Raw genomic sequence first — 12,728 nt, forward strand, 5'->3', positions numbered from 1 at the left:
AAATTCACTCGATCTGACGTAGTATTTTAGATTACCCAACAACCCAACTATTTCACTTTAATCCGAACACCTTTTGTATGACTTCTAAATTCAGGAGCATACATGCTTTCGATCGTTGTAATTCCGTTTGAAAAATCGCCCATATTGTTTACACGAACTTCATATTCTACAGTAAAAATACCTTTCGGAATTTTGTCAAAAAAGAAGTTTGTACTTGCGTCACGCGTACTTTGATAATAACCAACACCATTTTGCCATGTATATTCTGAGATTACTTTTACAGGTTCTAAACCAGCCGCACGCATGTCTTTTAAGTGAATAAATTCAATGTCTTTTTTGTTTTTAATGGTGAGTCGTACGGTAATTAAATCACCAATTTTTAACGAACTTTTCGCTACAGGAGTTAAAACTTTTCCAGTGTTATGTTTACTTATGTACAATTCCTTAGTTACTTGTAATGAAGCTTCATCGTTTTGGATTACATTTTCTAACTCCTCAAAATATTGCCAATACACGCCGCCATAACCTACACTTTTACTTTTGTTTTTGACTTTTATCGTTGCTTTATCAGGCGTAATTTCAGTTGTATTCCATGAAGTTTTAAAATAACCTGTACCAGCTTCTTTTTCGTTTTCAGCAAGCTTTTTTGTTTTTATTTTCTCCGATCCAATTGTGAAAACTGTATTGTCTTTGATAGAAACGAACTTTTTCGGATTCAATAGTAATGCATAAATCGCTTTTGTTGTTGCTTTCGTTGTTGCCCATTGCGATGTTTGTTTTTGTTGCAATAACCACAATTGTAACTCTTCCACAATAGTGTCATCATTCATGATTTCTGAAAAAGCTTCAATTAGTAACGCTTGTACTTCAACAGCATTTGTATTGTAAAAACGCTTCTTCGTAAGTTCCTTCCAATACATTCCATTTTCATCAGATTCAACCGCAGTTTCTGCTAATGAAGTCATAATCTTTTTAGCAACTTTTGTATTTCCAAAACGATGTAATATCATTGCTAACGTTGCTTTTTCTTCAATGGATAACGTGAGCCAATCATTTTCCAAACCTTTGCGATAGAAATCAATACCTTTTTGAACCTCTTTTGTAGGTTTGAATTGCTTCATAAATGCACTTCGTGTATATAAATACTGTACTTGACTTCTATAGTTTGTAATTGCTGGATTTTTAGAATGATTAACATACCTTTCTAAAAACTGTTTATCTATATATTTGACGGCATATTCAATTGTTATGTCTAAATCGTCATTGTCAGAAACAGCAATACCTAAATTTTGTAAATGCGCATACGAATTTAAAATGTGAAGCGTGATATACATGTTTTCGTTTCCACCTGCAAACCAAGGAAATCCTCCAGAGTCTCCTTGTAAATTATCTAGTTTTGTAATTAACTCTAGTAATTGACTTTCGAGCGTATTAGTGTCGAATAGTTGTAATAAACGTTGTTTTTTTTCTGTTTCCGAAGCTGCATCACGAACCCAAGGTGTTTCTTGAATTAATAATGTTTTTAATTCCGAATTCTTTTCTAAATCTGATAGTAAAGCGCCATTTTCTTTCCAAGAATCAAATACTTCTTTTATTTCGGGAGAATTTTTTAGAATATGTGTCACCAATATATTTGCATACAAACGCGCAAATGTTTGTTCGGCACATTCATACGGATATTCTAATAAGTATGGCAATGATTGAATCGCGTTCCATGTCGGATTTGATGTGTATTCTAGCGTTAATTTGTGTTGTTTCAAGCTTGTGCTTTTGTTGTTAGCAAGTTTGCTAAACGTAATTGTTTTTTCTTCACCAGCTTTTACCCAAATTGGTTTTGCTTCGGTAATTAGAATACTATTTTTTAATACTGGCAACGCACTTTCTTCTCCATCTGAAAATTTTCCCGCTTTAGCGATTACTTTATATTGAATTGCATCCAAACCTTCAGGAATGTATAATTTCCATGAAACTATTGCATTTCCTTTTGCATCTATCGTGAATGCTTTGTTTTTATCTTCTAAATGAATTTGATCGTCTACAGTTTCCATTGTTAACGCATTAAACAATCGGAGAGAAGCAATTCCTTTGCTTTTTTCGTTGTTTAAGTTGACTACTTTTGTTGAGATGACAATCGTATCTTTTTCACGTAAAAAGCGTGGCATATTTGGGACAACCATCAACTCTTTTTGTGTCACAGCTGTTTTTTCAATCATTCCATACGATCCATCTTTTTGATGCGCTAAGAGTTGAAGCTTCCAACGAGTTAATGCCTCTGGTGTGTCAAATTCAATGGCTACATTTCCTTCAGAATCGGTTCGTAAGTGTGGATAAAAGAATGCAGTTTCGTCTAGCTTTTTTCGAGTTTCTACCGTATTTATATCTTCTTCTGTAATTCCGACAATAACATCCAAGCCATCAATTTTTTCTTTACGTGTTCCGTATTTTGTCGTAATTATAATCACACCATTTGCAGCGCTATTTCCATATAATGCAGTACCTGAACCATCTTTGAGAATATTTATACTTGTAATATTATCTTGATTAAAATTTTTGAAGGCATTTTCATCTACAGGAACGCCATCAATAATGAATAATGGTTCTTTGTTCCCTTGAACAGAGTTTCTGCCTCTTAATAAAATAGTTCCACTAGTTCCTACTTGTCCTGAATTAGTTTGAATGTTTAAACCAGCTGCTTGTCCTTGTAATATTTGTTCTATGGATGCAGTTGGTACTTGGTTGATAGATTTTCCATTTACAGTTACAATAGAAGAGGTTATATTAGACTTGCGTTTAATTCCATAAGCTGTTATAACAACTGCTCCTAGCGAATTATCGCTTTGTAACATCACATTAATATTTCCTTTATTACCTACTAAAACTTCTTCCGTTGTAAAACCAACATAACTAACTTCTAGAATATCATTTGGACTAGCGTGTATGGTAAACAATCCGTCAAAATCAGTAGTAATTCCAATTTCGGTTCCTTTAATTTTTACAGTTGCACCAGGCAATGGAAGTCCAGTATCATCCGTAATAAAACCTCCAATGTTTCCAGTTTTTATTCCAACTCTTTTCTTTTTCTCAATTAACCGTTTTAGATATAATCCATTTTTGTATTTGTACATATTAAAATCGAGTCCAAACCAATCAAATTGTAATGCTGGTCCAAAATTGGGCATGGTACGTACAATATATTCGTTGTATAGAAAACGTGAATTTGATGTTTTAAAACTATTTGTATTAAAACGAGGCGTATTGTAATAGTTACGACTAATACGATTCATTCTTGGATTCCATTCATGCATGGCAAATTGGTCCAATGATTCGTCATACATGGAAGCTAATACTTCCGTAGGATTTATTTTTAGTGTAGGATCTAGGATATTAAATCGCCATGTTTCTTTTTGTCCAGGCAGTAATTTATTTCGAAAACTAAGCGTTTCGATATTTAGTAATTTGTTTGCTAAGTTGAGCGTAACATCAAAACTGTTTTCATCAAAACTATTGAACTTAGTATACTGCATTCTGATAGTAATTTCGTCTCTATACGTTGGTTGTATAGGAATACGAACAACCTTTGAACCTTTGTCAATATTGGTAATGATATTGTACACTAATTTTTCTTTATAAAAAGCTTGTACATATACAGGAAGCACATCGTTTTTGATTGCAGTAACAAGTTTTAATTCAACAAAACCATCTTGTGTAAAAGCACTGTTTAAAACTGTAGATCTAAAAATTTTATTGTCAGCCAAATATTGGTCTTCCGTATTTGTTAGTGTAATTGTCTTTTTAGAAAATATAGAATCTCTTTGTTCGTTGATTCCATAGCTTTCAATTACATATTTTCCAGATTTCCATGTGTCTACATCTACAGAAACTGATTTTTCATTCATTGTGTTGAACGTCAGATGTGCAACTTGCAATCCTTTTTTCCAATACCGTTCATGCGATTCACTCTTGTCATATTGTTCATGTGGAAATTGTGCAATAAATGCTGCTTTCGGAATAAGCTGCGTACTTGGTAAGCTCCAAGGGCGTTTACGCAACACGCGATTTGGACTTTTTAGTTTGTATATTTTTACTTCACCTGAAGCAAAGACAGGAACATCATTTAAATCGTTCGCAATGATATTGGTTTTTAGTGGCGTTTTTACATCGTGATTATTTGGAACAATGATGTCAAATAGAAAATTTTTAGGTCCAACTTTAATGGTTTTCTCCGTTGTTTGTATTTCACCATTGATATCAATAACTTCAATGTTTACAGTATATGAATACGATTTTAAATCTTCTCTTTCAACAGTAGTATTTTCTACTGTCTTAAATGGAATGGTAAATTTTCCTTTTTTGCCTGTCTTCGTTGTTGCTGCAAATATTTCATCAGTTTGATTGTAATACCCATACTTATTTCTTTGTTCGTACAAGATATTTGTATTGCGTTTTATGGTGTAATTTACCGTAGCGTCCGAAACATAACTTCCTAACAACGCTTTTGCAGTTCCTTTAATTTGGACAGAATCGTTGAATGTAACATGATCTTTAAATTCATCTAATGTAAGTTCAAAACGCGGACGTTTGTATTCTTCTACTTGAAACTCATGCTCTATTGACTCAAAATTATCTACAAAATCCCAAAAAGGATGTTCATCTTCTTCATAATCTTCATCTTCGTCAGTTACAATCAAATATTCTCCTGTTTCCGCATTTTTCGGCAAACGGAACGAATCGCTAAACGTACCAAATTCATTTGTTTTGAGTCGAAATGTTTTTAGCTCATTATCGGGAGATTCAATCGTAACCGTGCAATACACATTCGGAACTACCGAACTTTCACCATTTTTTTGCTGTAGCAAAATTCCTTTAAAATAAATGGTTTGTCCAGGTCTGTAAATACTTCTATCCATAAATACAAACGGACGTGCATTCCATCTGCTATCTGTCTTTTTTTTATGTGCGTTACCTAAATAATTATTTTTGGTGTACAAAGTGTCGTTTTCAAAACTCACATATTCTGTAATCCTACGTTTTCCATCACGTTTACGGATTGTTGCATTTCCCATATGATCTGTAAACAATCGTTGATTAATGATTTTTTTATCATCAAATACGGTAATTTTTGCATTGTGAATAGGAATTCCTGTTTCTCGATTTACAACTGTGTACATCGTTTCCGTATTCAAATTTGTTGTAAATACAGTAAGATTTGTTTTTTTAATGGTTGTGTATGTGAGTACTTTTGAATCTTTATCGTTGCTGTTTTTATCACTTAACGTGATAAGATAATCTCCTTTTGAAAGTTTTGGAACACTAATTTCAATAGTGTAATTGTAAAAATCTTGAGGAATTTTATGTGCGTAGTTTTTTTGTAAAATAGGATGTATATTCTTTATATAATTTGCAATAATAGAATCATGCTTATGAGAACGTACACCTTTTAAAAATGTTTTTGGAATGCGATATGCTTTTAGAAAAAGTGTGTCAATATTTTTGAAATGAACGTTTGCTAATGAAGGTTTATTAGGAACACTATACGATTCCATTTTTAGAGTAATTGTTTTCTTTTCAATATTTTTCTTTAAAATTTTGCACTTCAGCGCACCTTCAGAATTAGGATATTCTGCAATCGTTTGCTGTACAAGTGTATGCGCTCTTTTTCGATACTCCTTATAATTAGGATACGTATCTTTCATGAATTCAGTTGAAATTATGTTGCAGAAATTCGCAATTTCATATTGAATCAACGCTGTTTGTGGATTTCCTTCAAAACGATTTGCAAATTGTTCAAGTGCTTTTAAATAGATTGGTGGAGCAATATTTCCAGAGTGCCATTTTGCAAATTCTAAACGTGCTAGCACAACAGGTATATATGCTTTTATATTGTTTTGATGTAATTTCTCAAGCTTTTGAAAGAGTTGAAAACCACTTGTGACATAGTTGTTTTGAGAAGCTATTTTACTAAAATCATACTGTAAAAATGAACTATCAACCTCAAAAATTGGTGCTTCATTCGCTTTTATATACTTTCTTGAATACGAATACAATGCTTTATTATTATAAAACGATAGTGCACTTTGTGTTAAAACATCATACAATGTTGGTCGTTGTGCTCTTTTAGTCGTTATACCTTTTAAAAATAGAGCGTAATCTTCTGAAGAAAGTTTTTGTAACGCTTCTTCTTGTTTAATGGAACTCTGAAATCGTTGATGAATTTCTGAAATAAATGTTTTGGTGTCCCAAACGCGATAATCACTTGGAAGACTATCATTTATAGGAGCTGATCGCGATTGAATTTTATATCGATGTTTCTTATAATATTGAAATAAAAAATCGGCATATATGTTTTCAAGAATTGCATTTGTGGGAAACGATTGTTGTACTATTTCTGTTTCCAAACGTTCAAAAACTAATTGTTCAGCTTCTTCGTCTAATACCAATGAAAATTTAGAGCTATAGATAAAACTCTTTACAAGTTGTGCAGTGTTTTGCTCCTTATCCGCCTTTTTATATATTTTTAGAACAACCTTATTTGCAGATTTTACACGACCATCTAACTCATAATTTTCTACTTTTTTCCATTGTTTGTCATAGTTGTATTGTGCAATGCCAATTTGAAAGCAAAAAAATGTAAAAACGCCAATCAAGTAAAAAGTTCTCATAATATGTAATGCTAGTTTTATAAGACAAAGAACTTGAAGTATATAAAATGTTGCAACAAGGAATTAGGCAACGTGTATTTTCAATTAGGGAAATACGAATTGAAATAGTTCAACGTTTTAAAGATATTAGAAAACTATTTTCTTTTCTGTATCTTAGTTTTCAATATTATCTTATGAAAAAAACAATCTTTAGTTTGCTGTGTTTTTATTTCGCTTTCGCGAATGTACATGCACAAGAATTTCCAAAACCAACATTGCAATCACCTGAAAATAATTTTTACACATGTTTAGACAATGAAAAGATTTCTGATCCATCAAAATATAATGGAAAAGTAAAAAAAGTGATCCGAACATTTAGAGAGTACGAAAATGGCGTAGATGTACTGACGTTGGAAAAAACTATGATGTTTGTGAATACAAAGGGAGAATTTGAAAAAACGGTAAAACGGACATATTCATTTGGAATAGAAGATTCAAAACATGAAATAAATCATTTAAAATCGCCAAAAGCTACTATTGAAACAAAAGGGAATAAAACCATAAAAGTCATCAAAAATGAACTAAATAACGATTTAGGATATGAATATGAAGAAAAAGGTGATGATAAGTATGTATATGAAAATGATCTATTGGTAGCATTTTTCAATAATAATGACAGTATTTCGTATGTATACGATGTAAAAGATCGGTTGGTTGAAATAAAAATGTTTGAAAGTTTAGTTGCCGAAGAATACAACGAAGACGATGAATCAACAACAATTTGGCGAAGCGATTTTGAAGACAAAGCATTGCAAAAAATCACATATAAAAATGGACGCGTAAAAAGTAAAGTATTCTATGATAAATTTGGCGAAGTCATTGATATTTACACAACAAATTACACCTATTTGGAAGATGGTAGCATAGAGAAGTTTCAAACTGTTTACAAGCGTTATTTATACGATTATTATGATAATTCTATTCCGATAGATACACAAAAATATACTGATTTTCCTGAAGTAGAATCTATGAATAGCATACAAACAGGAACATTTCAATATTCAAAAACAAAGAAAATTAGTGCTTTTAATATAGTGAATGGAGATGAAAAAGAAACCTATACAATTGTGTTTGATAAAAATGATCAGTTACACCTAGTCACAGGATTTTTGCAGTTTTATGGTAAAGGTGAACTACAAAAACTAGAAGTTGGATACGAGTATGTATATGATGAAAAAGGAAATCCAAAAAGCATTACATCCTATTATTATAATGGTGGAGAAAAAATGATTCACAAGGAAACCATTTTTGAAATTGAATATTATTAGAAAAAACTGACAATACACAATTAACAGTAGTTAACGTTCATTAACACGGAATGTTTCAATTATAGATATCTTTGGGACTTTCTTAAAAATAAATAGCTATGAAAATTACAAGAATGATCATTATTGCATTATTATTTTTTAGTGTAAATACTCTTTTTGCACAGACAAAAACATCGCAAGAACATTTAAAAGGATTGACAAAAGGTTCGTCAGCGGAATTAGCAAAAAAGAAAATTTCATTTGATGGCGAAACAATTCCTGTATACAATCTTGAAGGAAAACGTATTCGCGGACAGGAAATGATGAAAGCTATGATGTCTGGAAAATATGTGCCAGATTTCTACTTAGATAAACAAAAAGAAATCAAAGTCATTTCACTTCGTTTGGCAACAGAAGAAGAGCAAAAGCAAATGAAAAATGCGCAACAAAGAAGGACAAAAAAGGGTAAGCTTGTTGGGAAGAAAGCGGCTGATTTTACAGTAACTGCAATTGATGGAACTGAGTATGCGTTATCAGAACTCAAAGGGAAAACTGTCGTACTAAATTTTTGGTTTGTAGAATGCAAACCGTGTGTAATGGAAATTCCTGAACTCAACGAACTTGTTGAAAAATATAGGGACAATAAAAATGTCGTTTTCTTAGGATTAGCAACGAATAAAAAAGCACAACTGGAAACGTTTTTAAATAAACAGGCATTTGAATATAATATTGTTCCAGAAACTATGAGTATTGCCAAATCTTACGGTGTAACAGGATATCCTACACATATTGTAATTGGTAAAAAAGGAAAAATAACTTTTGAAACTAGCGGATTGAGTCCAGTAACGGTTCACAATTTAGAAGAAGCTATAAAGAAATCCCTATAAATAACTCAGTACACTATAAAATGCTTAAAAAGTCTCTTTCTTGAAAGGGACTTTTTTTTGTTAAATATGGCATACATTCAGAAAGAAAAAATACATGTCCAATTTTCGGTTGCTGTCCAAATTAAATCTTGAGTTCTTTGTGTAAAACAAAGTAAAGATGGAATTTAAAGACTTACACAATCAAGAAATACCTTTAGTAATACATAATGTTTGGGATGTACCAAGTACAAAAGTTGCTGAAAAACTAAACGCAAAAGCCATTGGAACATCAAGTTGGGCAATTGCTTCACTTTTAGGATATAATGATGGTGAAGAAATCAGTTTTTCAGAATTAGAATATATAGTAACACGAATTGCTACAAACACAAAACTTCCAGTAACCGTAGACTTAGAAGCTGGCTATAGTAGAAATCCTTTAGAAATAGTAGCGCATATTAAAAAACTGAACAACGTAGGTGTTGTCGGAATCAATATAGAAGACAGTATTGTTGTAGCTGGAAAAAGAAAGTTGCTTGACGCGAATGTATTTTTAAAAACACTAGCTGAAATCACAAATCAACTTCAAAAAGAGAACATTGAAGTATTTATCAATGTCCGTACAGATACTTTTCTTCTAAATGTTTCCAATGTGTTGGAAGAAACAAAGACGCGAATGCAATTGTATGAAAAAGCAGGCGCTTCCGGAATATTTATTCCTTGTATAGAAAAAGAAGCAGACATCAAAGAAGTTGTAGAAGCGACACGATTACCAATTAATGTATTGTGTATGCCAAAACTCCCAAATTTTAATATATTGAAGCAACTTGGCGTGAAACGAATAAGTATGGGGAATTTTCTATTTGATAACATGTATAATCAGTATGAAGGAATGACCAAAGAAATCGTGAAAAACCAATCATTCAATTCAATCTTTTAGGATGTTAATTACCGAAACTAAAAAAATACAAGAATACTATCAAGCACTTATAGAACGAAAAGAAAACTTTGTTGGAATCTTTTTTGTAGGTGTAAAAACAACATCTATATTTTGTATTGCAACTTGTAGAGCCCGAAAACCCAAACTTAAAAATGTAGAGTTTTACACATCTTTCAAAGAAGCGTTGGACAATGGATATCGTCCGTGTAAAATATGTAAACCGACAGAAAACGCAAATGAAGCACCTGAAGAAATTGAAACGGCTATTCAACTCGTAAAAGAAAATCCGAAAGAAAAAATTACAGATGATCAATTGCGTCAATGCGATATCAGTCCTGAAAAGGTGAGAAGATGGTTTAAGAAAAACTATGGAATGACGTTTCAAGCTTATCAACGTATGTATCGTATTAACAATGCTTTTTTAGAATTAAAAAAAGGAAAAAACACAACACATGCAGCTTTTGATACTGGTTACGAATCGCTAAGTGGATTTGGCTATACATATAAAAAACTCATTGGAAAATCGCCACAAAATAGTATCAATAAAACCATTATTCTTATTCATCGATTTACAACGCCTTTAGGTCCTATGTTTGTCTGTGCAACAGACAAAGGCGTTTGTTTGTTAGAATTTGTAGACAAAGAACTATTGGAAACAGAATTCAAAGACTTGCAACGTTTACTCAACGCAAACATTATCATTGGAGAAAATGAACACATTCAACAAGCAAAAAAAGAACTTACGGAATACTTTGAAGGTAAACGAACAAACTTTAGCATACCACTAGAAATGCCAGGAACTGATTTTCAAAATCAAACTTGGAAAGCATTACAAACAATTGCATATGGACAAACAGTTTCATATCAACAACAAGCTCAAAAAATTAACAACCCAAAAGCTGTACGCGCTGTAGCCAAAGCCAATGGATGTAATAGAATTTCAATTATTATTCCTTGTCATAGAGTTATAGGAAAAAATGGCAAGCTTACAGGTTATAGCGGCGGAATAGAACGCAAACGTTGGTTATTGGAACATGAAGCTACATTTGTAGATAAACTGTAAAACAGTATATAGTTAACGAGTCTATTTGTGTCTTCTTTTACAGATTCGTCAAAAATAAAGCCATTCCTACATGTATAGAAACGGCTTTGTTTTCTCAAAAAAGGGTGTGTTTTTTATTGTACATTCCATTGAAGTTTAGCTTGTTTACTATTGACTCTATATTGTAATTGTAAATTGTTAATTTCTATAAGAACTGGTGTTTGTCCTGGTTGCAAAGGAATTGAAGGTCGTTGTCCGTTAACACCATAAAATGCTTGTGCGTCTCCTTCTGGTATAAAAGTGATGACAGCCTGAGAAGGATAGTTATTTGGTTTAACTTGTGCTTCTCCATTAGTACCTGGATCTAAAATTAAAGTTGAAATAGTCATAATAAATTGTTTTTAAAAATGATTAATAGATATGGTTTGTTTGATAAGGTAAAATTGTAACTTTATTAAGTCTTGTGTAAGCGTAATTTCTCTCAAAGTTGAATTCGGGTAATTCAGTATGGAAGTATAGGTACTTATACTTGAATTGTTTAGGAAAAGAACTTTTTATCTGTTAATTATTTAGTAGGTTAAAAATGTCTAAATTCAAGCGATACTTTTATTTAAAAATTAAAATAATGTTAAAATGCTTTTTATTTCTAACCGATTGTTTAGTTTTGTAATGAGATTATAGTAATGGCTAGACAAAAAAAATACAAAGAAGAAGAAGTTATTGAAAAAGCGATGTGGCTATTTTGGCGTAATGGTTATGAAAATACATCTATGCAAATGCTAGAAAAAGAAATGGAAATTAATAAGTTTTCTATTTATGCAAGCTTTGGAAGCAAGCATGGACTTTTTCTGGAAAGTCTGAAAAGTTATAAAAGTAAAGTCAATCGTGTTTTTGAAAAACTGAAAAACTCATCAAAAGGAATTGATGCCATCAAAGATTTTTTCTATGACTCTGTAAGTGTATGTTATGAAACTGGAAATCATAAAGGATGTTTAATTACCAATACATATAACGAATTTAATGATCATAAAGATACTGCAATTAATGAACAGATGACAGCTTTCATGGACGAGCTTAAAGGTATATTTATAGAAAAAATAAGCAGTAACGCAAACAAAGATGTTGAAACTATACAAAAACAAGCTAACTTTTTATTACTTGCCAAACATGGTTTGGCAGCAGCTTCACGTGTAAACAATCCTAAAGAGATAGAAGATTATATTGAAATGATATTCAAAGTCATCTAACTATTTTTTTGAAACAAAACTAACCGATCGGTTAGTTTTAAACTATATAAAAAATAAATACTAATTTAAATATATAAAATCATGAGTATATTAAAAATTCATACCCTTGAAACAGCTCCAGAAGCAAGTAAATCTTCATTAGAAGGTTCTATAAAAGAATATGGAATGTTACCAAACCTACATGGTGTGTTAGCTGAATCACCAAGTTTGTTAGAAGCGTATAAAACGTTGCACAACTTATTTCAAAACTCATCTTTTGATAATGAAGAATTAACTGTCGTTTGGCAAACAATCAACGTAGAGCATGAATGTCACTATTGTGTGCCAGCACATACTGCCATTGCGCATATGATGAAAGTTGATCCTGCAATTACGGAAGCGTTGAGAAATAATGAAGCATTTTCAAATGAAAAATTGCAAACATTACATGATACAACATTGATTATAACTAGAAATAGAGGAAGTATTACTGATGCTGAACTAGAAAAGTTTTATGCGGCTGGTTATAAACAACGTCATGTATTAGAAATCATATTAGGATTGTCACAAAAAGTGATTAGTAATTATACAAACCGTATTGCAAATACACCTATAGACCAACCTTTTGAAAAATTTGCTTGGGCTAAATAAATGTGTAAAAAAGAATAGCGACTTGTAAAATTTTACAAGTCGCTATTCTTTTTATTAATAT

Annotated in this window: 8 protein-coding genes; 6 read left to right on the top strand and 2 right to left on the bottom strand. The window is 31.6% G+C overall.

The features are described 5' to 3' along the window. Positions 1–47: 47 nt before the first annotated feature. Positions 48–6,659 (bottom strand): alpha-2-macroglobulin family protein, encoded by a 6,612-nt coding sequence (locus ACUUYC_RS12680; protein WP_474266250.1) that lies wholly within the window; start codon positions 6,657–6,659, stop codon positions 48–50. Between the two features lie 173 nt (positions 6,660–6,832). On the opposite strand from ACUUYC_RS12680, the gene ACUUYC_RS12685 reads away from it, so the two are divergent. From ACUUYC_RS12685 to ACUUYC_RS12700, 4 genes are all read left to right on the top strand, one after another. Next, positions 6,833–7,966 (top strand): hypothetical protein, encoded by a 1,134-nt coding sequence (locus ACUUYC_RS12685; RefSeq protein ID WP_474266251.1) that lies wholly within the window; start codon positions 6,833–6,835, stop codon positions 7,964–7,966. Between the two features lie 98 nt (positions 7,967–8,064). Beyond that, a complete protein-coding gene (locus ACUUYC_RS12690) occupies positions 8,065–8,832 on the top strand; it encodes a TlpA family protein disulfide reductase (protein WP_474266252.1) in 768 nt (255 codons plus the stop codon). A gap of 157 nt (positions 8,833–8,989) precedes the next feature. After that, complete coding sequence (locus ACUUYC_RS12695) at positions 8,990–9,748, top strand: isocitrate lyase/PEP mutase family protein (protein WP_474266253.1); 759 nt, start codon at positions 8,990–8,992, stop codon at positions 9,746–9,748. Between the two features lies 1 nt (position 9,749). Continuing rightward, on the top strand, positions 9,750–10,811 hold the full coding sequence (locus ACUUYC_RS12700; protein WP_474266254.1) for a bifunctional transcriptional activator/DNA repair enzyme AdaA: 1,062 nt from the start codon (positions 9,750–9,752) through the stop codon (positions 10,809–10,811). 113 nt (positions 10,812–10,924) lie between these two features. Here ACUUYC_RS12700 and ACUUYC_RS12705 read toward each other — a convergent pair whose 3' ends face one another. Continuing rightward, positions 10,925–11,179, bottom strand: a complete 255-nt coding sequence (locus ACUUYC_RS12705; RefSeq protein WP_474266255.1) for a hypothetical protein — start codon at positions 11,177–11,179, stop codon at positions 10,925–10,927. A 294-nt stretch (positions 11,180–11,473) separates the two neighbouring features. Between ACUUYC_RS12705 and ACUUYC_RS12710 the strand changes: the two genes are divergently transcribed. Together ACUUYC_RS12710 and ACUUYC_RS12715 are read left to right on the top strand one after the other, a co-directional pair. Continuing rightward, the gene (locus ACUUYC_RS12710) at positions 11,474–12,037 is read left to right on the top strand and encodes a TetR/AcrR family transcriptional regulator (RefSeq protein WP_474266256.1); all 564 of its coding nucleotides are present in this window, start codon (positions 11,474–11,476) and stop codon (positions 12,035–12,037) included. A gap of 81 nt (positions 12,038–12,118) precedes the next feature. Continuing rightward, the gene (locus ACUUYC_RS12715; protein WP_474266257.1) at positions 12,119–12,667 is read left to right on the top strand and encodes a carboxymuconolactone decarboxylase family protein; all 549 of its coding nucleotides are present in this window, start codon (positions 12,119–12,121) and stop codon (positions 12,665–12,667) included. The last annotated feature ends 61 nt before the right edge of the window (positions 12,668–12,728 follow it).

Source organism: Kordia sp. E, assembly GCF_056033805.1.